General features: G+C 31.8%; 22 protein-coding genes. 8 read left to right on the top strand and 14 right to left on the bottom strand.

Going from position 1 to position 23,229, the window contains the following annotated elements:
- Window positions 1-59: 59 nt before the first annotated feature.
- The 6 genes from AX016_RS12330 to AX016_RS12305 form a co-directional block, all read right to left on the bottom strand.
- Window positions 60-995, bottom strand: a complete 936-nt coding sequence (locus AX016_RS12330) for a UDP-3-O-(3-hydroxymyristoyl)glucosamine N-acyltransferase (RefSeq protein WP_100895899.1) — start codon at window positions 993-995, stop codon at window positions 60-62.
- Between the two features lie 45 nt (window positions 996-1,040).
- The gene (gene efp / locus AX016_RS12325) at window positions 1,041-1,607 is read right to left on the bottom strand and encodes an elongation factor P (protein WP_100895898.1); all 567 of its coding nucleotides are present in this window, start codon (window positions 1,605-1,607) and stop codon (window positions 1,041-1,043) included.
- Window positions 1,608-1,615: 8 nt separating this feature from the next.
- The gene (gene lpxA, locus AX016_RS12320) at window positions 1,616-2,401 is read right to left on the bottom strand and encodes an acyl-ACP--UDP-N-acetylglucosamine O-acyltransferase (RefSeq protein WP_100895897.1); all 786 of its coding nucleotides are present in this window, start codon (window positions 2,399-2,401) and stop codon (window positions 1,616-1,618) included.
- Between the two features lies 1 nt (window position 2,402).
- Window positions 2,403-3,806, bottom strand: a complete 1,404-nt coding sequence (locus AX016_RS12315; RefSeq protein WP_100896862.1) for a bifunctional UDP-3-O-[3-hydroxymyristoyl] N-acetylglucosamine deacetylase/3-hydroxyacyl-ACP dehydratase — start codon at window positions 3,804-3,806, stop codon at window positions 2,403-2,405.
- Window positions 3,796-4,821 (bottom strand): UDP-3-O-(3-hydroxymyristoyl)glucosamine N-acyltransferase, encoded by a 1,026-nt coding sequence (gene lpxD / locus AX016_RS12310; protein ID WP_100895896.1) that lies wholly within the window; start codon window positions 4,819-4,821, stop codon window positions 3,796-3,798. The genes AX016_RS12315 and lpxD overlap by 11 nt, the downstream gene beginning before the upstream one ends.
- 227 nt (window positions 4,822-5,048) lie before the next feature.
- A complete protein-coding gene (locus tag AX016_RS12305) occupies window positions 5,049-6,272 on the bottom strand; it encodes an HD domain-containing protein (RefSeq protein WP_100895895.1) in 1,224 nt (407 codons plus the stop codon).
- Window positions 6,273-6,309: 37 nt separating this feature from the next.
- Here AX016_RS12305 and AX016_RS12300 point away from each other — a divergent pair, with 37 nt between their 5' ends.
- From AX016_RS12300 to AX016_RS12285, 4 genes are all read left to right on the top strand, one after another.
- The gene (locus AX016_RS12300) at window positions 6,310-7,854 is read left to right on the top strand and encodes a T9SS response regulator signal transducer PorX (protein ID WP_100895894.1); all 1,545 of its coding nucleotides are present in this window, start codon (window positions 6,310-6,312) and stop codon (window positions 7,852-7,854) included.
- Window positions 7,855-7,909: 55 nt separating this feature from the next.
- A complete protein-coding gene (gene tsaE / locus AX016_RS12295) occupies window positions 7,910-8,317 on the top strand; it encodes a tRNA (adenosine(37)-N6)-threonylcarbamoyltransferase complex ATPase subunit type 1 TsaE (RefSeq protein ID WP_100895893.1) in 408 nt (135 codons plus the stop codon).
- Between the two features lie 85 nt (window positions 8,318-8,402).
- Window positions 8,403-9,602 (top strand): alanine dehydrogenase, encoded by a 1,200-nt coding sequence (locus tag AX016_RS12290; protein WP_100895892.1) that lies wholly within the window; start codon window positions 8,403-8,405, stop codon window positions 9,600-9,602.
- Between the two features lies 1 nt (window position 9,603).
- Window positions 9,604-9,990, top strand: a complete 387-nt coding sequence (locus AX016_RS12285; protein WP_100895891.1) for a hypothetical protein — start codon at window positions 9,604-9,606, stop codon at window positions 9,988-9,990.
- 78 nt (window positions 9,991-10,068) lie between these two features.
- On the opposite strand, the gene AX016_RS12280 is transcribed toward AX016_RS12285, so the two are convergent.
- Window positions 10,069-11,235 (bottom strand): proline dehydrogenase family protein, encoded by a 1,167-nt coding sequence (locus tag AX016_RS12280; RefSeq protein WP_100895890.1) that lies wholly within the window; start codon window positions 11,233-11,235, stop codon window positions 10,069-10,071.
- A 95-nt stretch (window positions 11,236-11,330) separates the two neighbouring features.
- On the opposite strand from AX016_RS12280, the gene aroB reads away from it, so the two are divergent.
- Together aroB and AX016_RS12270 are read left to right on the top strand one after the other, a co-directional pair.
- Window positions 11,331-12,392: a 3-dehydroquinate synthase gene (gene aroB / locus AX016_RS12275; protein WP_100895889.1), complete on the top strand. Its 1,062-nt coding sequence runs from the start codon at window positions 11,331-11,333 to the stop codon at window positions 12,390-12,392.
- A 98-nt stretch (window positions 12,393-12,490) separates the two neighbouring features.
- Window positions 12,491-12,790, top strand: a complete 300-nt coding sequence (locus AX016_RS12270) for a hypothetical protein (RefSeq protein WP_100895888.1) — start codon at window positions 12,491-12,493, stop codon at window positions 12,788-12,790.
- A gap of 13 nt (window positions 12,791-12,803) precedes the next feature.
- Here AX016_RS12270 and AX016_RS12265 read toward each other — a convergent pair whose 3' ends face one another.
- The 3 genes from AX016_RS12265 to AX016_RS12255 all read right to left on the bottom strand — a co-directional run bounded on the left by AX016_RS12265 (window position 12,804) and on the right by AX016_RS12255 (window position 15,096).
- Window positions 12,804-13,319 carry a DinB family protein gene (locus AX016_RS12265; RefSeq protein ID WP_100895887.1) on the bottom strand — a complete coding sequence of 172 codons (516 nt, stop codon included), beginning with the start codon at window positions 13,317-13,319 and terminating at the stop codon, window positions 12,804-12,806.
- A 74-nt stretch (window positions 13,320-13,393) separates the two neighbouring features.
- The gene (locus tag AX016_RS12260) at window positions 13,394-13,873 is read right to left on the bottom strand and encodes an Lrp/AsnC family transcriptional regulator (protein ID WP_013622539.1); all 480 of its coding nucleotides are present in this window, start codon (window positions 13,871-13,873) and stop codon (window positions 13,394-13,396) included.
- A gap of 107 nt (window positions 13,874-13,980) precedes the next feature.
- The gene (locus AX016_RS12255) at window positions 13,981-15,096 is read right to left on the bottom strand and encodes a M14 family metallopeptidase (protein WP_100895886.1); all 1,116 of its coding nucleotides are present in this window, start codon (window positions 15,094-15,096) and stop codon (window positions 13,981-13,983) included.
- A gap of 304 nt (window positions 15,097-15,400) precedes the next feature.
- Between AX016_RS12255 and AX016_RS12250 the strand changes: the two genes are divergently transcribed.
- On the top strand, window positions 15,401-15,763 hold the full coding sequence (locus AX016_RS12250) for a helix-turn-helix transcriptional regulator (protein WP_100895885.1): 363 nt from the start codon (window positions 15,401-15,403) through the stop codon (window positions 15,761-15,763).
- Window positions 15,764-15,828: 65 nt separating this feature from the next.
- Window positions 15,829-16,209 (top strand): hypothetical protein, encoded by a 381-nt coding sequence (locus AX016_RS12245; RefSeq protein ID WP_100895884.1) that lies wholly within the window; start codon window positions 15,829-15,831, stop codon window positions 16,207-16,209.
- Between the two features lie 151 nt (window positions 16,210-16,360).
- On the opposite strand, the gene AX016_RS12240 is transcribed toward AX016_RS12245, so the two are convergent.
- The 4 genes from AX016_RS12240 to ychF all read right to left on the bottom strand — a co-directional run bounded on the left by AX016_RS12240 (window position 16,361) and on the right by ychF (window position 23,221).
- Entirely contained in the window at window positions 16,361-17,320 is a 960-nt protein-coding gene (locus AX016_RS12240) for a sterol desaturase family protein (protein ID WP_100895883.1), read from the bottom strand.
- Window positions 17,321-17,369: 49 nt separating this feature from the next.
- Window positions 17,370-20,009: a DNA gyrase/topoisomerase IV subunit A gene (locus AX016_RS12235; RefSeq protein WP_100895882.1), complete on the bottom strand. Its 2,640-nt coding sequence runs from the start codon at window positions 20,007-20,009 to the stop codon at window positions 17,370-17,372.
- 31 nt (window positions 20,010-20,040) lie between these two features.
- Complete coding sequence (locus AX016_RS12230) at window positions 20,041-21,897, bottom strand: DNA topoisomerase IV subunit B (RefSeq protein WP_100895881.1); 1,857 nt, start codon at window positions 21,895-21,897, stop codon at window positions 20,041-20,043.
- A gap of 229 nt (window positions 21,898-22,126) precedes the next feature.
- The gene (gene ychF / locus AX016_RS12225; RefSeq protein ID WP_100895880.1) at window positions 22,127-23,221 is read right to left on the bottom strand and encodes a redox-regulated ATPase YchF; all 1,095 of its coding nucleotides are present in this window, start codon (window positions 23,219-23,221) and stop codon (window positions 22,127-22,129) included.
- Between the last annotated feature and the right edge of the window lie 8 nt (window positions 23,222-23,229).

Genomic DNA, 23,229 nt, shown 5'->3' with positions numbered 1-23,229 from the left:
GTTATTTTTTCGCTTCACAAAAATATAGCTTTGTTAGCGATTATTAAAGTATTCTTTGTTTATTTATTTTTAATATTTTGTAAAATAGATGGTATTTTTTTAACATTAGCCAATTGTCTAAGTTTTTCCCTAGATTCCTCAATTGGAGTGCCAAAATAACTTTTACCACCAACAATAGATTTTGTAACACCAGTTTGACCCATTACTACAGCTTTTTTACCTATTGTAATGCCGCTAGTTGTACCAACCTGACCCCATAGAGTAACTTCGTCTTCTATAACAACACAACCAGCAATACCCGTTTGCGAAGCTATTAAACACTTTTTACCAATTACAGTATCATGACCAACATGCACTTGATTATCTAACTTAGAACCTTCTCCAATAGTAGTATCCCCTGTAACACCTTTATCTATAGTACAAAGAGCTCCAATATCTACATTACTTTCTATTACAACTCTTCCTCCAGATAATAGCTTATCAAATCCTTCTGGCCTATTTTTATAATAAAAAGCATCTGCTCCTAAAACAGAACCCGCATGTATTGTTACATTATCACCTAACACACAATTATCATAAATAGAGACATTAGAATGTATAACACAGTTTTTACCAATAGTTACATTGTTACCAACAAAAGCATTAGGCTGTATTACTGTGTTCTCTCCTATTTTTGCTGTCTCTGAAACCGTAGAAACAGATTTTAAAAAAGGCTTAAAATACGTCGTGAGTTTATTAAAATCTCTAAACGGATCGTCTGAAATTAATAATGCTTTACCCTCTGGACAAGCTACCTCTTTATTAATTAAAATAATGGTTGCTTTAGATTGTAAGGCCTTATCATAGTACTTTGGATGATCTACAAAAACAATATCGCCCTTGGTAACTACGTGAATCTCGTTCATCCCTAAAACAGAAAAACTATCTTCACCTACATAATTACAGTCTATAATAGCTGCAATTTGCTTTAAAGTATGTGGAATGGGAAATTTCAAACTTCTATTGTACGTATATTTATATTTTACAAAATTGCAAAGAGTTTATTCCTTTACACGTTCCATATAAGAACCCTTTTCTGTATCTACTTTTATTTTATCACCTTCATTAATAAAAAGAGGAACATTTACTTCTGCCCCAGTTTCTACCTTTGCTGGTTTAGTCGCATTTGTTGCTGTATTCCCTTTTACACCTGGCTCTGTATATGTTACCTCTAAAATAACACTAGCTGGCATATCTACAGATAATGGCAAACTATCTTCTGTGTTAAATAAGATAGTTACAACTTCACCCTCTTTTAACAATCCTGGTGCATCTAAGCTATTTTCTTCTAATGTAATCTGGTTATAATCATCCGTATTCATAAAATGATACGTTGGACCTTCTGCATATAAAAATTGATAAGAACGTGTTTCTACACGAACATCATCAATTTTATGACCTGCAGAAAAAGTATTATCTATTACTTTACCCGTTGTTACACTTTTTAATTTAGTTCTTACAAAAGCAGGACCTTTTCCTGGTTTAACATGTAAAAATTCTATAATTTTAAAAATATCATGATTGTATCTAATACACAATCCTTTTCTAATGTCTGATGTTGATGCCATACTTTTATTTAATTTGAACTAAAATAGCCTTTCATAATTCCCCTTTGAGAATCTCTAATAAACTGCAAAATCTCGTCACGTTCTGGAGTTGCTTCCATTTCCGCTTCAATTATCTGTACAGCTTGACTATTATTATAATTTTTTTGATATAATATTCGGTAAATATTTTGAACTTCTCTAATTTTTTCAGAAGTTATTCCTCTTCTACGTAAACCTACAGAGTTGATACCTACATAAGATAAAGGCTCTCTTGCTGCTTTTACAAAAGGAGGAACATCTTTACGTACCAAAGAACCACCAGTTACAAATGCATGGTTACCAATAGATACAAATTGATGCACAGCAACCAAACCAGCTAAAACTACATTGTCGCCAACTGTTACATGACCTGCTAATGTAGAATTATTAGAAAAAATACAATTATCACCCACAAAACAATCGTGAGCAACGTGGCAATATGCCATAATTAGGCAATTTTTACCAATTTTAGTCTTTTGTCTATCTGATGTACCTCTGTTTATTGTAGCACATTCTCTTATAGTTGTGTTATCTCCTATCTCTACAATAGTTTCTTCACCAGCATATTTTAAATCTTGCGGTGTAGCAGATATAATTGCGCCTGGAAAAATATTACAATTTTTTCCTATTCTTGCGCCTTCCATAATAGTTACGTTAGACCCAATCCAAGTTCCCTCGCCTATTACTACATTGTTATGTATTGTTGTAAAAGGTTCTACAACAACATTTTTTGCGATTTTAGCACCTGGGTGTATATACGCTAAAGGTTGATTCATTCTATTGTTTTTTTGCTATTTGTGCCATCATTTCGGCTTCACAAACTAATTTATCATTTGCATAAGCATACGCTTGCATATGACATATTCCTCTGCGTATTGGTGTTATAAGGCTACAGTGAAATATTAATGTATCTCCTGGTAAAACCTTTTGTTTAAACTTAACTTTATCTATTTTCATAAAAAATGTTAAGTAATTCTCTGGGTCTGGTACAGTACTTAAAACCAAAATACCTCCTGTTTGCGCCATTGCCTCTACTTGTAATACTCCTGGCATCACAGGTGCCCCTGGAAAATGCCCTACAAAAAAGGGTTCGTTCATAGTAACATTCTTCATACCAACTACATGGTTACCAGAAAGCTCTAAAACTCTATCTATTAATAAGAAAGGAGGTCTATGTGGCAGCATATCCATAATCTGGTGAATATCCATTAAAGGAGGCAGACTAAGATCATATTTAGGCACACTATTTCTTTTCTCTAACTTAATTATTTTAGCCAATTTTTTAGCAAATTGTGTATTAACAAAATGCCCTGGTTTGTTAGCTATAACTTTACCACGTATTCTTACACCTGTTAAAGCTAAATCACCCACTACATCTAACAATTTATGACGCGCAGCTTCATTAGGCTGGTGCAATGTTAAATTATCTAAAATTCCGTTTGGTTTTACAGATAACTTCTCTTTTCCAAAAGCTTTTTCAAGCTTTTTCATAGTTTCATCAGATATTTCCTTATCTACATATACTATGGCATTATTTAAATCACCGCCTTTAATAAGCCCGTGTTCTAATAACATTTCTAATTCGTGCAAAAAGCTAAAAGTTCTTGCATTAGAAATTTCCTCTTTAAAATCTGACAACTTTAACAAGGTAGCGTTTTGAGTACCTAATACTTTAGTACCAAAATCTACCATAGTTGTTACTTGGTATTCATCAGAAGGTATAATAGTTATTTCACTACCAGTAGCTTCATCTTTATAAGAGATTACATCTTTAACAATATACTCTTCTCTTTCTTTCTCTTGCTCAACAACACCTGCCCCTTCTAAAGCTTCTACAAAGTATTTAGAAGAACCATCCATAATTGGAAGTTCTGGAGAATTTAACTCTATTAAAACATTGTCTATTTCTAAACCAACTAAAGCTGCTAAAACGTGTTCTGGAGTTTGTATTTTAACTCCTTTTTTTTCTAAATTAGTACCACGTTGTGTATTTTCTACATAATTAGCATCTGCCTCTATAATAGGTTCTCCTTCTAAATCTATACGTTTAAAAGCATAACCATGGTTTTCTGGAGCAGGTAAAAATTTCATTGTAACTTTTTCACCTGTATGTAAACCTACACCTGTAAGGGTAGCTTCCTTAGCTATAGTTCTCTGTTTTGCATTTGGTTTATTTGCCATCAAACTTTTTTTCAATGTTATTTATTCCTTTTACTATTTTTGGTAAGTTCTTAAAATGCACATAAGATTTATTAAAATCACCATAATTCATAGCTGGTGAGCCTTGTAAAACCTCATTATCTTTTATATTTTTTCCAATACCAGACTGAGCCTGTATACGCACATTATCTCCAATAGAAATGTGACCAACAATACCAACCTGACCACCAATCATACAATTTTTACCAATTTTAGTAGAACCAGCAATACCGGTTTGCGCTGCAATTACAGTATTTTCTCCAATTTCTACATTATGTGCTATTTGTATTTGATTGTCTAGCTTAACTCCTTTTTTAATAATAGTAGACCCCATTGTTGCACGATCTATAGTAGTACCTGCACCAACATCTACATTATCTTCTAAAATTACATTACCTATTTGAGGTATTTTTGTAAAAGTACCATCTGCATTTGGAGAAAAACCAAATCCGTCAGAACCTATAATTACTCCTGTATGTATAACACAATTATCTCCTATAATAGAATCTGAACATATTTTTGCACCAGAAAACAAAGATACATTATCGCCAATAGTTACATTATCTGATATGTAAACATTAGGATAAATTTTAGCGTTTTTACCAATTGTAACATTTTTACCTATGTAACTAAATGCACCTAAATAAACATTTTCTCCATAACTAGATGACTCATCTATATAAACCGGTTGCTCTATACCGCTTTTGTCATTTTTAACCTGATCATAATAAGTTAATAATTTTGTAAAAGACTGGTAAGCATCATCTACCTTTATTAAGGTAGTTGTATATTCCTTTTCTGGAGTAAAATCTTTATTAACTATTGTTATAGATGATTTTGTAGTATATAGGTAAGGTATGTATTTGGGATTAGCTAAAAAGGTAAGCGAACCCGCTTCTCCTTCTTCTATTTTAGCAAGTGTATGTACGGTTGTTTCAGGATCTCCCTGAACTTCACCTTCTAAAATACCTGCAATCTGACTAGCTGTAAACTTCACTTATTGTTAATTAATTATTAAGGTATTTTATCCTTTATTATATATGAGTAAAAATTAAGGCTTTTTTATAAAACCACAATTAACGGCCACAAAAGTAAGAAAAATAGTGAAATTATTATACTTAACTTAAGTTGGCTTATATTAAAACCTAGTAAAATGCTGTGTTATACGGATTAAACTATTGTAATATTAATAAAAATACTTTACAATATTTTTACGCTAGCATATTATAATTTTGGATAACAAGCGTAGTATTTAGTTACCGTTTTTGATAACGTTTTACTATTTAATTGGTCTGATGCCTTTAATACATCTGTTACTTTTCCGTTTTCTTTTAACACCTTAATTGGTTGTGTATGCTGTATGTAAGCCGTATTTTTTATTTCTCCACTAAAAACAAAATATGCTGTTTCTTCATCAAATAAATTGTATTTTTCTTTAAAAGCAGAAAATTCTTTTTTAAGTTTTGATGTCGCTATTGGCTTTTTCTTCATTTTAATATGAAGTAAATCTCTATGCAATATCATTCTACTTAATGTAGATAAAACAAAATCGCTATTATGTTGCCACTCTTTTATAGCTGCCATAATATCTACATCATCTAGCTCAGAAAACTTTTTAATCACATCTGCATTAAAATCTTTCAACTCTATTTTATTTTTTATGAAGAATGATAAAATAGAGCTACAAGGTAAATTTTCTCCTTTATGTATTAATTCTTTTGCTCTATTTAGTGTTTTTATAAGCAATTGCTCTGCAACTAAGCCTGTTTTGTGTAAGTAAACTTGCCAATACATAAACCTACGAGCCATTAAAAACTTTTCTACAGAGTAAATTCCTTTTTCCTCTATAACCAAATCACCGTCTACAACGTTAAGCATTGTAATTAAACGCTCTGCATTAATATTACCTTCTGCTACACCAGTGTAAAAGCTATCTCTTTTTAGATAATCTAATCTATCCATATCTAACTGACTAGACACCAAATCGTTTAAAAACTTTTTAGGATGTTCTTTTTTAAATATAGCAATTGCAGTATCTAACTTGCCCTTAAACTCTTTATTTAATTGCTGCATAAACACTAATGAAATAGCTTCATGATCTACACCTTCTACAATAGTATGCTCCATTGCATGTGAAAACGGACCGTGACCTATATCATGCAATAAAATAGCACATAAAAGCCCTTCTTCTTCAACATCTGTTATTTTTACTCCTTTAAAGCGCAGTATTTGCACAGCTTGTTCCATTAAATGCATACAACCAAGAGCATGCTGAAATCTAGTATGCTGTGCGCCAGGATACACCAAATAAGTTAAGCCCGTTTGTGATATTCTACGAAGCCTCTGAAAATAAGGATGCGCAATAATATTAAAAATTAGCGTGCTTGGTATGCCAATAAATCCGTAAATTGGATCATTGAATATTTTAAGTTTGTTAGATATAATCAAAATCTTCTTTCTTTACAATTACAAATATAGACACTAAATGAACAAGATAACAATACTTTGGGTAGATGATGAAATAGATTTACTTAAACCACACATTATATTTCTAGAAAAGAAAAATTATGAAGTAATAACCTGCCAAAGTGGTAGAGAAGCTTTAGAAGAACTAGAAGATACAAAAGTGGACATTGTTTTTTTAGATGAAAATATGCCTGGTATTAGTGGTTTAGAGACATTATCTGAAATAAAAAAAACACATACATCTCTCCCTGTTGTAATGATTACCAAGAGTGAAGAAGAGTTAATTATGGAAGAGGCAATTGGCTCTAAAATAGCAGATTACCTTATAAAACCTGTTAACCCAAACCAAATACTACTTAGCTTAAAAAAGAGCTTAGACCACTCTAGATTAATATCTGAAAAAACAACGTCTAACTACCAACAAGAGTTTCGTAAAATAGCGATGGATTTATCTATGGTTAATTGCTATGAAGAATGGGTAAATTTATATAAAAACTTAATTCACTGGGAGCTGCAATTAGAAGAAATTGAAGATACCGGAATGTTTGAAATTCTAGAATCTCAAAAAATTGAAGCAAATAATCAATTTAGCAAGTTTATTGAAAAAAACTACCCAGACTGGTTTGCTGGCGGAGATGCTCCTGTTTTATCCCAAAATCTATTTAAAAAATTAATAAAACCAGAACTAAAAGAAAAACCTACGCTTTTAGTTGTGGTAGACAACTTAAGATATGACCAATGGTTAGCTTTTGAAAGTACTGTTAACTCATTTTACAAAAAAGTTAAAGAAGAACCTTACTTTAGTATTTTACCTACTGCTACCCAGTATGCTCGTAATGCCATTTTCTCTGGCCTAACCCCTTTAGAAATGGAGAAACAACATCCAAATTGGTGGAAAAACGACACTGAAGAAGGCGGTAAAAATTTACACGAAGCAGATTTTCTTGGCGCACAATTAAAAAGACTTGGATTAGATTTAAAATGGGAATACCATAAAATTAGCAGTCTAAAACAAGGTAAACAATTATCTCAAAATTATAAATCACAAAAAGACAACGACCTAACAGTTATTGTATACAATTTTGTAGATATGCTTTCTCACTCTAAAACAGAAATGGAAGTAATAAAAGAGCTTGCTAGTAACGACAAAGCCTACAGATCTTTAACAGTTAGCTGGTTTAAAAACTCCCCTTTGTTAGAAATTATACAGCAAGCACAAACAATGGGACAAAAATTAATTATAACCACAGATCACGGCACTATAAACGTAAAACAACCATCTAAGGTTGTTGGTGATAAAGACACTAGTCTAAACCTAAGATACAAAACAGGTCGTAGCTTGTCTTACGAGGATAAAGATGTACTAGCTGCTAAAAACCCTAAAGATTTACAACTGCCAACAATAAATATGAGCAGCTCTTTTATATTTGCTAAAAACGATTTATTTTTTGCTTACCCAAATAATTACAATCACTACGTTAGCTACTACAGAAATACCTACCAACACGGTGGTGTTTCACTAGAAGAAATGATTATACCATTTGCTGTTTTAGAGCCTAGATAATTGTTTTAAAACTTACTACTAATTACTTTTGTACGCTTGTAATTTTTTATAAAAAATGAATAAAACTTTTTCTACACCAGAAATTCAGGATATTGCTAAGGATATAATTAAAAATGCACCAACCAAAACCTTATGTTTTTACGGTGAAATGGGCGCAGGAAAAACTACTTTAATTAAAGCTATAATGAAAGAGCTTGGTGTGGTTGGCGACACCTCTAGTCCTACTTTTGGCATTGTAAACGAATACCAAGACAACAAGAGCAACACTTTAGCTTATCATTTTGATTTTTATAGACTTGAAGACGAAATGGAAGCTTTAGACATTGGCGTAGAAGACTATTTTTACGCAAACAAATGGGTATTTATAGAGTGGCCAGAAAAAATAAGTTCATTTTTACCTGAAGATGCTACCAATATAAAACTAGAAGTAATTAACCCTACCGACCGTAAAATCAGTTTTTAAAACACTTTTAGAAAAAGTAATTAAAGCAACTATTTTAAAAATAAAATTGTAATTTTGATGGTCAAAATAACAAATACTAACGGATATGAATCAGCCTTCTTCGCCTTTTAGCAAATTCCAATTATTACCACAGGAAGAGAAGCTAGAAATTCTTAGAAAAAAGGGTGAATTATTCATTGGTATGCTGAAAGAAAACCAGTATCAAGAAAAACGAATTTGTCTAACTCCTGATGCCGTAAATGCACTTACTTGCAACGGACATAGAGTTTTAATTGAGTCTGGTGCTGGTGAAGGTGCAAATTTTACAGATTTAGACTATACAAATGCTGGTGCTGAAGTTACAAAAGATACTAAAAAAGTATTTTCTTGTCCTATTATACTAAAGGTAGAGCCACCTACAATATCAGAAATACAAATGCTAAACCCGCAGACAACTATTATATCTGCGCTTCAAATAAAAACACAATCTAAAAAATATTTTGAAGAATTAGCAAAAAAACGAATTACAGCAATTGCTTTTGAATACATACAAGATGAAGATGGTAAATATCCTGCAGTACGCTCATTAAGTGAAATTGCTGGTATATCATCTGTCTTAATAGCATCAGAATTAATGGCTACTACTAATAATGGTAACGGCCTAATGTTTGGTAATATTAGTGGCGTACCACCTGTAGAAGTTGTTATTATTGGCGCAGGAACCGTTGGAGAATTTGCCGCTAGATCTGCAATTGGACTAGGTGCTAATGTAAAAATATTTGATAACTCCATTACCAAATTAAGACAAATACAAACCAACCTAAAACAAACAGTTTACACATCTACCTTACAACCTAAAAACCTCTTAAAATCTTTAAAAAGATGTGATGTTGCTATTGGCGCAATTAGAGGCAAAGACCGCTCACCTATTGTAGTTACAGAAACCATGGTAGAAAATATGAAAAAAGATGCAGTAATTATAGATGTTAGTATAGATATGGGTGGTTGCTTTGAAACATCTGAACTCACAACACACAATAAACCAACAATAAAAAAACACGGTGTTATACATTACTGTGTTCCCAACATACCATCTAGATACCCTAAAACATCTTCAATATCTATTAGTAACATCTTTACTCCTTATTTATTAAAAATTGGAGAAGATGGCGGAATGGAAAATGCATTGCGTTTTGATAAAGGCTTGCGTAACGGACTATATATGTACCACGGAATTTTAACAAACAAATCTGTAGGAGAATGGTACGACTTGCAGTATAGTGATATCAATTTTTTAATTTTTTAATATGGCATTCATCAAACGATTAGGATGGTACTTAGTTGGACTATCAATCGGCATTGTATTTTTAACTTTTTTCCTGAAAAAGAAATCAGACGAAACAGGAACCGAGTTCTGTTATTTTCCAAACTGCAGAGTTTTAAAAGATTTACGCTCTAAACCTTTATCATATTCTGACGAAATTAAAGTCTTACTCAATAATAAAACTATAGACTCTACAACGGTCTCTTATTTTTTAAATGATGGTGATATAGACTTTGGAAATAGTGACACAAAATCTACTCCTTGCAAAACCTATAAAATTGAAGGTTTAGTTAAAGAAAAAGAAGCTATTTTAACTGTAATAAACTGTACAAACAAAGTAGTTGTAGATAAAATAGATTTAGTTAATTAGGTTTAACTAAGTCAACACATAAAAAAAGGTGAGTTTTTAAAACTCACCTTTTTTTTTATTTAAAACGCTATATTTTTATTAAATTTTTCTTCTTTTACGCTCTTCTTTCAATAAAGACAACTCTCTTGTTGTTTGCCCTGCAACCGAGGTATTTTCTTCTGCTCTACGTATTAAATAAGGCATAACATCTCTAACAGGCCCAAAAGGCAAATACTTAGCAACATTATAACCACTAGCTGCTAGGTTAAAAGAAATATGATCACTCATACCATACAGTTGCCCAAACCAAACACGCGAGTCAGAGTGTGCAATATTTTTCTCTTGCATTATACGCATCAAACTATAGCAACTATTTTCATTATGGGTCCCCATAAAAATAGACATCACATCTAAATTCTCTATCATATAAACCACAGCAGCATCAAAATTATCATCTGTAGCTTTTTTATTGGCGCAAATTGGTGTTGGATACCCTTTTCTTTCAGCTCTCTCATTTTCTTTCTCCATATATGCACCACGCACTACCTTCATCCCTATTTTAAAGCCTTCTTCTTTTGCTTCTAAATGTAATTTTTTAAGGTAAGCCAACCTGTCCCAACGATACATTTGCAATGTATTATAAACTACAACTTTCTCCTTATTATATTTTCGCATCATTTGCGCGCACAAATCATCAGCAGCGTCTTGCATCCAGCTTTCCTCACCATCTACCAAAAGAGCCACATCTAAATCGTAAGCTTTTTTACAAACCTTATCAAACCTAGACACAATTCTATCCCACTCTAACTGCTCAACATCTGTTAACTTTATACCAGCTCCTACTTTTTCAAAAAGAATAAATCTTCCAAATCCGGTAGGCTTAAAAACCGCTAACGGAATAGCCTCTTTTTCTTTAACAAAATCTAATACGTGTAATATTTTCTCGTAAGCCTCATCAAAATGACTCTCATCTTCTTTACCCTCTACAGAATAATCTAAAATAGTACTTACTTTTTTATCGTACATTTTGTCTGCAACTGGCATACAATCTTGCTCACTAACACCACCACAAAAATGGTCAAAAACAGTAGCTCTTATTAAACCTTCTACAGGTAAATGAGCTTTTATAGCAAAATTAGTAACAGCAGTACCAATACGAACCAATGGTTCATTTGCTATTAACTTAAACAAAAAATACGCTCTCTCTAGTTCAGAATCTGATTTTAGAGCAAAAGCAGTTGCTGTATTTTCAAAAATTTGTTCCATTTTTATGAATTTCGTAATGCAGCAAATATAAATACAGATTTTGTATTCTAATAACTAAAATATGTCTTTATTTTGCGTGATGTAAATATATAATTATGCAGTCAATTTTAGCAAGTACATATTCAGTTCATTTTAATGAAAAAGCATATACAGAATTAAATTCTCACTTAGAAAAAGCAAATTATTCTAAGGTTTTTATTTTAGTTGATGAAAATACACATCAGCACTGCTTACCTAGCTTTATGGCTCAGATTTATGGTGATTACAACTATGAAATTATAGAAATTGAAGAAGGCGAAATAAACAAAACTATAGAAACTTGTGTACAAGTTTGGCACGTTTTATCTGAACTAGATGCAGACCGAAAAAGCGTTATGATTAACCTTGGCGGAGGCGTTATTACAGATTTAGGTGGTTTTGTCGCATCAACCTTTAAAAGAGGAATAGATTTTATAAACGTACCTACTACATTACTATCTATGGTAGATGCTTCTGTTGGAGGTAAAACAGGAGTAGATTTAGGTTCTTTAAAAAACCAGGTAGGCGTTATCAATCAACCACAAATGGTACTAGTTGTTTCTTCTTTTCTACAAACTTTAAAAGAAAGACAACTACACAGTGGTTTTGCAGAAATGCTTAAACACGGCTTAATTAAAGATAAAAAATATTGGAACGAACTTAATTTAGTTTCTGATTTTAATAATTTAGATGAGTTTATTTACGACTCTGTAGTTATAAAAAATGATGTTGTTACTATTGATCCAACAGAACAAAACTTACGTAAAATACTAAACTTTGGCCACACTCTTGGCCACGCAGTAGAGTCTTACTTTTTAGAAACAGAAAGCAAAAAAACATTATTACACGGTGAGGCTATTGCAGTTGGTATGGTTTTGGAAGCATACATAAGCAGCAAACTAACTAACCTGTCCGAGACAGAGTTAAATGCTATAAAATCTACATTTACAAAACGATATGGCAAAGTTGAATTTACAGAAGAGGATATAAAAAATATACTTACATATTTAAAGTTTGACAAGAAGAACTCTCATGGCAATATTAATTTTGTTTTACTAAAATCTATTGGTAGTTGTCAAATAGATGTAACCGTTCCTGAAGATTTATTACACCAGTCTTTTGCTTACTACAAAGTTTAAGTTGCACACCTACATAAAAACACTGTTACACAACTAATTACATTTTTGCAGTGAAAAAAGTTTTAGTTTAGTTCTTATAAAACTAAAACCGATGAATTATGTTACGCAAACTAGTAGATTACAAAAAACTTGACCACACAGTAGCCACAAAATTAATAGAATCCTATCCACATGGATATGGAGATAACGACATTATTGTTTTTAAAAATGCAAAAGGAGAATTTGTAGAAGCTGTAGAAGTAAAAACAGAAGACACCATTTACTTGGTTAGAATAAGTAAAAGTTTATCTAACTTTATTGCTAATTTTGATGACACCATTGAAAAAGAGCTAGAATCCCCTGTTTCTAATATGTCTGAAACTGTCTATACAGAAAACACTAAAGAATTAGAGGATTAATGCATTGCTACCCCTATAAATATCTTTCAATAATAATTTTTGAATGATGTTCTTGATGTCCGCACGCTACAAAACCTGCAGCAGCTGTACTCATAGGAGAATCACTTGCTGTGCCCACAAACTTTAACTGTTTTTCTGTTAAATGCGTAAACAATGAAATTGTTGACGCCCTTACATCTAAAAACTCTTGCAATAAACTTTGTCTAGTTCTATTGTTTGCATTAGAAGTTGGCACGTAATCATCTTGTTCAAAACCAGGCAAAGGCGTAGCATCTAATCTAGAAAAACGCATAGCCCTGTACTGAAAAATACGCTCCGTATCTATTATATGCACTAGCGCTTCTGCTGTTGTCCATTTATTAGAGGCGTAAGCATAATTCAATTTATTATCTGGTATTACAGCAATTAAATCTTTAAACTTTTTTCTACCATTTTCTAAAGCTGTTAACAAACTTGTATCTTCTACCAAATCTATATAACTTTTATAATAAGGGTTGTAATCTAGTGGTGTTAATTCTGATGCTTTCATAAAATAAAATAAAAAAGCCCAATGTAATTTACATTGAGCTTAGTGTTATTAATTCATCTCTTAAATTAAGAAATCTACAATTCATTAAAAATTGTATGCATTAAACGCTTTTTATCGTTAATGCTCTCCTCTAAAGAAATCATTGTTTCTGTTCTACTAATACCATCAATATCATCTATTTTAAAAATGATATTTTTTGCATGTTGCGTATCTCTAGCTCTAATTTTACAAAAAATATTAAACTTACCTGTTGTAATGTGCGCAACGGTAACATAAGGAATACCAATTAAACGCTCTAAAACAAACTTAGTTTGGTGTGTTTTTTCTAAAAATATACCTACATAAGCAATAAAAGAATAACCTAATTTAACATAATCCAACGTTAAAGATGAACCTTGTATAATTCCGGCTTCTTCCATTTTCTTTACCCTAACATGAACAGTACCCGCAGAAATTAATAATTTCTTTGCAATATCTGTAAACGGAGTTCTGGTGTTATCTATTAACATATCCAGAATCTGGTGATCAATTTCGTCTAGCTTAACTTTAGTCATTATTTAATTAAATTTGGAACAAAAATAGTAAAATAAGAAGATATACGCACTAAATCTATCTTTTTTTTATCAATAATGCAATTATTTTACATGTACTAATTAAATTGTTAATTACCAAGTAAAGACTTAGATAAAAGAATGTTATTTTCAACATAATCTAAATCACTCTTATCTAGAAGGTTAAGAGTTTTGTGAGCGTAAAATTTCTCTACCCCTTGCGTTTCTGTTATTACTGGTTCAAAAATAATTTTTTTATCTTTTAACACTTCCTTATACAGAACCCCTAAGGAATTAGCCTCTGGATGTAAAGTATTTATTTTTTTAGTATTATATATAATAAGGTCTAAAAACTGTTTGCCATTCTCTGGAATTTCAAAATAAGCATCTACCTTATACTTATTTAGCGAGTTTGTAGCAATTACCTCTACTCCTTTTAATAAAGAATAAAAAATAAATTCTCTAGTTTTTTCCCTTTCATAGTCCTCTGGGTAATGGCCAGACTCAAATAAAACAGTTGGAGTGTTTAACATTTGAAAAGCATCACCAACACAATTACTATTAAAACCATCGTCATACCTGCCAACCTGATTAGGAATAAAATTTTGCAAAACACTATTCATAGCCACAATTAACTGCATACTTTTATCTCTGGCAACAGACATACCTCTTTCCTTATTAAAAGCAGGCGCCAAAAAAGATACAGTTGCTGGCTTATTTGTTTCACCTACATTAAAAATTGTTCTCTGATCATGTAGGTTAAAACAGAAATCTGGTTTGAAGTTGTCATAAACCTCTCTAAGAATTTTACTTTCTGGCTGAGTCCTATTCTGCGCATCTCTATTTAAATCAATTTCATTAGCATTAATTCTAGTATATGCTTTTGCTCCATCAGGGTTTAAAATAGGAATAATTTTTATAGTACAATTATCTAAAATTGATGATTGCAAAGAAGATGTTTTTTCTAAAAAATGAATAAAATCTAAAACTGCTTTTGTAGTTGTAGATTCATTTCCATGCATCTGAGACCACATTAAAATTTTAGTTTCTCCGTGTCCTATAGTAATCATTTTTATAGGCTCATTTAAAACAGATTTTCCAATTTCTTCTATATCATTTTTAAACAATGTTTTTCCTAAAAAAGGAAAAACCAAACTATTTGTCACATAACGACCAGTTATATTATTAACCTTACAATCTTTAAATATCTGCTTAAAATCTATCATTACAAAAGGTATTAGTAAAGCGTAAAGATAGCGTTATATTGAATTACAAATGTAACAGTATTTATTACATTTGTAACATTAAACATTACAAATGTAAACTAAAAACCATTGCTATTTATTTAAAATGATTACATTTGTAACACAATACTACTGCTTATATCAGTAAATTCTATTAAAAAACAATAAAAATCTTAAAATCAACAACTTAAGTTATTTTATCTAAAGTTTAATAGAATTAAAACTAATAGAAATATCAAATCTAATCTCCCTACAAACTAAGCAAAATAATTAAGATGTAATTACAATGGTAAATTCTGAAGAGTTCATAAAAAGATTAGAAAAAGTAATTAATTACTACGGCTTAACCGCTGCTGCTTTTGCTGATAAAGTTGAAGTGCAACGCTCTAGCATCTCTCACCTATTATCTGGCAGAAACAAACCAAGCTTAGAATTTGTTTTAAAAGTTGTAACTCAATTTCCTGAGGTAAATTTATATTGGTTACTAAACGGAAAAGGAAGTTTTCCTTTTGTTGAGAAAAAAGAAACTAAGCCTCTACCAAAAGAAAATACCAAAACAATAATTAACAAAACAGACTTAAAAAAAGAAGTTAGTAAAGTAATTATTTTTTACACCGATGGCACTTTTGAAACCTTTGACAAAAAATAAGTTTCAACACTTATTTTAACAGCAAAAAGCAAATAGCTTTCTATTAATTATTTATTTTTGTGCTTATGAAAATAAAATATTTTTACATACTAGCTTCTGCTCTTTGCTTTACATCTTGCTACAATCCAACAAGAAATTGCGCTGACTTTAAAACAGGAGAATTTACGTTTGACTATCAGATTAACGGAGAAGAAAAAACAGGCCGTTTTACAAGAGATAAAGAATACAGTGTAGAGTATTACGAAAACAAAGTAGACAGCTCCTCTGTAAGATGGATAAACGATTGCGAATTTGTATTAAAATCACTTAAAGACCAATCATCTATACATTTTAAAATTTTAGAAACAACCAAAGACAGCTATACTTTTGAATACAGCAATGCTGCTAGAGATCCAAAAAAGGAGTTAGTAGTTATGAAAGGTACAGCTGTTAGAGTTAAGAAGTAGCTTAGAGTTAATTTAAATTACAATTAACAGTGTTTTAAACATAACGCCACCAAACTACCAGAAACAAAGAAAAACAAGCTTAAAAAGACTTAAAATAAAAAACCTCGCTTATTAAAAAATAAGCGAGGTTTTTTATTTTACAAGCAGAATACTAATTAGGCCTTTCAAAAGATTTTTTAGGATGATCTTTAGCATACTCCTTAAACTGTCTCTGTTGTTGCTTAACGGTCATTGTGCTACCATCATGACTCCAACCTGGAGGGCCAAAAATATACATTAATTTATGTGACAGTTTTTTAGACTTCTTCATATCAGCCCAAATATCCTTGAACTCATGTGTTAAAATAACTATTGGATTATTAGAATTTGGCGCATGTATTACACCATACTTAACATCTATACCATCATCTAAAGGTAACCATGTACCAAATATTCTATCAAAAATATTTAAAAAACCACCGTGATTCTTATCTAAATACTCCACATTTTGCGCATGATGTACTTGGTGCATTGTATGTGTATTCATAAACTTTTCAAAAATACCAAGTTTTGGTAATAATACTGTATGCAATTGAAATTGCCATAAAGCCTCAATTCCCAAACAAAATACCACCATTTCTGGCTCAAAACCTATTGCTGGCATCCACATATAAAACAATGGCTTATACAACAATGTAAACCAACCGTTTCTAACAGCTGTACCTAAATTAAAGTTGTCTGATGAGTGGTGCACAATGTGAGCTGCCCATAAAATTCTTATTTCATGATTAGCTCTATGGAACCAATAGTATGTGAAATCATCCGCAAGCTGACAAAGCAACCAAACATACCAAGCATATCCAAAAGATTGGTAGCCCAATATATTAGTATGCACACCGTTTACCTCCGGATTACATAGTTCAAAAACAAATTCAAAAATTACAATTGCTGATATTACTTTAAGTGCCGCTGCTAATATTGCAGACCCAACACCCATAAAACCACTCGCAAAAAGATCTTTCCAGTCGTAAAGATCATGATGTTCCTCATGGTTTTTACTATATGTTAATTCTAATAATATAAAAATTATAAACGCTGGACCGCCGTAAACTAGCGGGTTTGTTAAATCCATATAAAAAATATTTTTTTTGCTAAGATAAGACTATTAAAGGTTAATTTTTCTAAAACAGACTTGTTTGTTCCGTATCATCATCTTCTAAATCTTCTTTACTATCTGTTTTTTTTGATGTAACATCCTCCTCTTCTGCTACTTCTGTTTTCTTAGGAGCCTCAATTACCTCCTCAACTTCTTCATAAGGTAAAGATTCTAAAACATTTGTGTTTTTTATTTTATCTGCAGTCAGTTGATTACCTAAAGCTTTTATCCCCTTAACAGCTATAAAATCCTCTACATCAACTTCTTGATTCGGTTTCTGCTCTTTACCTCTAGGTTTTACAAACTCCAATTCTACCACAGGTCGCCAATCTGTAGAAACTAACTCTAAAACAGATTTTGGATGTTCAGAGATAAACAATTCCTCCTTATTTTCGTTCTCTATTAAAAAACGCTTAATATAATATCGCTCCTTTGCTCCATCAAAATAAATGGCTGAAATTGGCTTCTTAGGATTCCACTTTTCCAAAACAATCATATCCTCATCAAAATGAATCGTAATTTCCGGCTTAATGGTCTTTGCGATTCCTTTTTGAGTAATTATCAAAATTAAATCATCTCCTTTAAACTCTCCTAGTAATTCACCTCTACCATCTAAGTTTAGACGACTAACAACATCATCAAACCAAATTTTACGAGGTTTTAAAGTAGAAACACCCTTTTCTTTTAAGTCGATACGTTTAACAGCGTATTTACTAACAATATTTCCTTTTGAAGACCTTCCTTTTATAAGAATGTCTGAAAAATCCATATCCCACTTTAATTTTTTAATACTACCAACTTGCCTTAAATGTATAGTAACTACTTCTGCCTCTCCATTAGGATTTGCAGAAAAATATAAGACTTCAGAATTTGGCTTACCAGTAGTTAAAGGATACAACCTATCTCTTGTTACAGACGTAACATTAAATCGCTTAATATAACTAGGACCACCTTTACCATCTCTATAAATTAAATTGTAAATAGTACGCTTATCTTTCTTCTTAAACACAGCGACGTGAATAATATTTTTACCAACAAAAGTCTTAGAATCTACTTTAGAAACCATCATATGACCATCTTTAGTAAACACAATAATATCATCTATATCACTACAATCGGTAACATACTCATCTTTCTTTAAAGAGGTTCCTACAAAACCTTCTTCCCTATTTACATAAAGTTTTGTGTTTCTAATTGCCACTTTAGTTGCCTCAATATCATCAAAAATTCTAATTTCTGATTTACGTTCACGATCCTTACCGTATTTATCTTTAAGATTTTTAAAGTAATCTACAGCAAATTCAATTAAATGCTCTAAATGATGCTTTACTTCTGCAATACGCTCCTCTAAACTATCTAATAATTGTTGCGCTTTGTCTAAATCAAACTTAGAAATACGCTTAATTCTAATTTCTGTTAAGCGAGTAATATCTTCTTCTGTTACAGCTCTCTTTAAATGTTTTGTATGCGGCTTTAACCCTTTATCTATAGCAGAAATAACTCCTTCCCAAGTTTCTTCTTCCTCAATATCCCTATAAATTCTATTTTCTATAAAAATACGTTCTAATGAAGAAAAATGCCATTGTTCCTCTAACTCACCTAATTGAATTTCTAATTCAGCTTTTAAAAGCTCTACTGTATAATCCGTAGAACGTTGCAACATTTCAGTAACACCAATAAAAAGCGGCTTATTGTCTTCAATAATACAACCTAAAGGAGAAATAGAAGACTCACACGCAGTAAATGCATACAATGCATCTATGGTTTTATCAGGAGATATTCCAGATGGTAAATGCACTAAAATTTCTACATCTGCAGCTGTGTTATCTTCAATTTTCTTAACCTTTATCTTCCCTTTTTCGTTTGCTTTTAAGATCGAATCTATTAAAGAAGAGGTGTTAGTTCCGTATGGAATTTCACTTATAACCAGTGTATTCCTATCTAATTGAGCTATTTTTGCTCTAACTCTAATTTTTCCTCCGCGTAAACCATCATTATAATTAGATACATCTATAATACCAGATGTAGGAAAATCTGGAAACAGCTTAAATTTTTGACCTTTTAAATGCTTAATTGAAGCATCTATTAACTCTATAAAATTATGAGGTAATATTTTTGTTGACAAACCTACAGCAATACCCTCTGCTCCTTGAGCCAATAATAATGGAAATTTTACAGGGAGGTTTACGGGTTCTTTTTTACGACCATCATAAGACTGTTGCCAGTCTGTAATTTTTGGACTAAAAACAACATCTAAAGCAAATTTAGACAAACGCGCTTCTATATATCTAGATGCTGCAGCCCTATCTCCTGTTAATATGTTACCCCAGTTACCCTGAGTGTCAATAAGCAAATCTTTTTGACCAATTTGCACCATAGCATCTGCAATACTTGCATCACCGTGTGGATGATACTGCATTGTATGACCAACAACATTAGCTACTTTATTATATCTACCATCATCTAACTCTTTTAGCGAATGCATAATTCTACGTTGCACAGGCTTAAAACCGTCTTCTATAGCAGGGACAGCACGTTCTAAAATTACATAAGAGGCGTAATCTAAAAACCAATCCTTATACATCCCTGTGACCTTGGTAAGCTCATTCTGGGGATCATCTATGTTACTATCTAGATTCTCGTTTACTTCTTCGTTCTCTTCCATAAAGAAAGACTCGTGTTTATCTGGTTTATAATTAGTTTTCCTCGATTATATCAAGTTCTACTTTAAGGTTTTCAATAATAAATTTTTGTCGGTCTGGCGTATTTTTACCCATATAAAAACTAAGTAATTGCTCTATAGACATAGCCTTATCTAGCATTACAGGTTCTAAACGAATATCATCTCCAATAAAGTGCTGAAACTCATCTGGAGAAATTTCCCCCAAACCTTTAAATCGGGTTATTTCTGGCTTACCAGTTAATTTTTCAATTGCATCAGCTTTTTCTTCTGGACTGTAACAATAGAAAGTTTGTTTTTTATTACGAACCCTAAAAAGAGGCGTTTGTAATATATATAAATGATTTTCTTTTATTAACTCTGGAAAAAACTGCAAAAAGAAGGTTATTAACAATAATCTAATATGCATACCATCTACATCAGCATCTGTAGCAATTACAATATTATTGTAACGCAAATCCTCCATAGATTCTTCTATATTTAATGCTGCTTGTAGTAAATTAAACTCTTCATTCTCATAAACTATCTTTTTAGACATTCCATAAGAGTTTAATGGCTTACCACGTAAACTAAAAACAGCCTGTGTATTTACATCTCTAGACTTAGTTATAGAACCAGATGCAGAATCTCCCTCTGTAATAAATAAAGTAGACTCTAATCTTCTATCTTTTTTTAAATCACCCAAGTGTACACGGCAATCTCTAAGCTTTTTATTGTGTAAACTTGCTTTTTTAGCTCTATCCTTAGCTAATTTACGTATGCCAGACAAATCTTTACGTTCTCGCTCTGCCTGTATAATTTTACGTTGCAAAGCATCTGCAGTCTCAGTGTTTTTATGCAAGTAATTATCTAAATACTTACCTACAAAATCATTAATATAGGTACGTACAGTTGGGTAATTACCTCCCATATCTGTAGAACCAAGCTTTGTTTTAGTCTGACTCTCAAAAACAGGCTCCATCACCTTAATAGAAACAGCAGAAATAATAGACTTACGAATATCTGAAGCTTCGTAATTTTTTCCGTAAAAGTCTCTAATAGTTTTAACTATTGCCTCTCTAAAAGCTGCTTGATGCGTACCACCCTGTGTTGTATGTTGTCCGTTAACAAAAGATTGATACTCCTCACTATATTGAGTTTTACTGTGTGTTATAGCAATTTCTATATCATCTCCCTTTAAATGAATAATAGGATATAATAAATCTTCTGCATTATTATTTTCTTCAAGTAAATCTTTTAATCCGTTTTCAGAGAAATACTTTTCTCCATTAAAAACAATAGTTAACCCAGGATTTAAGTATACGTAGTTTTTAAGCATGCGAATTACATACTCATTTCTATACTTGTAATTTTTAAAGATAGCTTCATCTGGAGTAAAAGAAACTTTAGTTCCTTTTCGTTTAGAGCTTTCTACTGGTCCTTCCTCTGCAATTAAATTACCTTGACTAAATTCTGCCCATTTAGACTGACCCTCTCTAGAAGATTCTACCTTAAAAAAGTTAGACAAAGCATTTACAGCCTTAGTACCAACACCATTTAAACCAACAGACTTTTTAAAGGCTTTAGAATCGTACTTACCACCAGTATTCATTTTAGACACTACATCTACAACCTTACCAAGCGGTATACCACGACCATAATCTCGTACCTTAACTACATTGTCTCTTATTCCAATTTCAATGGTTTTACCAGCTCCCATCACAAATTCATCTATACAGTTATCTAAAACCTCTTTTAAAAGAATATAGATACCATCGTCTGCAGATGAACCATCACCTAATTTACCTATATACATCCCCGGACGCATACGTATATGCTCTTTCCAGTCTAACGAACGAATATTATCTTCGGTATATTTAGTATTGTCTGACATTGATTTAGGATAATTGCAGTTTGCACGCTAATATAGTAAGTGTTAGAAAAAAATGAAACTGATACAGCTTAAAGTAATTAACAATAGTGCATTTTATTTTGTTGATAGATAGAAATTAAGTAGTTACATATGGTGTACGGTCATAAAAATTCATCAATTTAACCATAAACCACAAAAAAATGCTGCAACAAGGTTACAGCATTTTATTATTATTTAACAAAGAGTGTACTTACACATTAAATCTAAAGTGCATTACATCTCCATCTTTTACAATATACTCTTTACCTTCTACTCGCATTTTACCTGCTTCTTTCACTTTTGTCTCACTACCAAAAGTAACATAATCATTATAAGCAATAACCTCTGCACGGATAAATCCTTTTTCAAAATCTGTATGTATAACACCTGCAGCTTGTGGTGCAGTTGCCCCTACTGGTATTGTCCAAGCTCTAACTTCTTTAACACCAGCCGTAAAATATGTTTCTAAGTCTAATAATTTATAAGCTCCTCTAATTAATTTAGCAGAACCAGGCTCTTCTAAACCTAAATCCTCTAAAAACATTTGGCGCTCATCATAACTATCTAATTCAGTAATATCTGCCTCTGTACCAACTGCTAAAAAAATAACTTCTGCATTTTCTTTTGCAACAGCTGCTCTTACTTTCTCTACATATTCATTACCATTAACAGCTCCTTCTTCATCTACGTTACAAACATACATTACTGGCTTATCTGTAATAAACTGTAATGGCTTTACAAATTCTAAATGATCTTTTTCATCAACCTCTATGGCTCTAACAGAAACACCAGCTTCTAAACCTTCTTTTAACTTTAAAAGAACAGCTTCTTCTTTCTGAGCCTCTTTATTACCTGTCTTAGCTGTACGCTTAACCTTTTCTAATTTTTTATCTACAGTTTCCAAATCTTTTAACTGCAACTCCATATCTATGGTTTCTTTATCTCTAATAGGATCTACAGAACCATCTACATGCACTATATTATCATCATTAAAACAACGTAACACATGCAAAATAGCATCAGTCTCACGTATATTCCCTAAAAACTGATTTCCTAAACCTTCACCTTTACTAGCACCTTTAACAAGACCTGCAATATCTACAATCTCTACAGTTGCTGGTAAAACACGCTCTGGGTCTACCAATTCTTCTAATTTTTGTAATCTTGAGTCTGGTACATTCACCACCCCAATATTAGGCTCTATAGTACAAAACGGAAAGTTTGCACTTTGCGCTTTTGCATTAGATAAACAATTAAAAAGGGTAGATTTCCCCACGTTTGGCAATCCAACAATACCTGCTTTCATTTCTAATT

It is taken from the genome of Cellulophaga sp. RHA19 (genome assembly GCF_002813425.1).
Lineage (GTDB): Bacteria > Bacteroidota > Bacteroidia > Flavobacteriales > Flavobacteriaceae > Cellulophaga.
The sequence above is the reverse complement of the archived record's forward strand: the minus strand, read 5'-3'. Positions and strand labels throughout refer to the sequence as shown.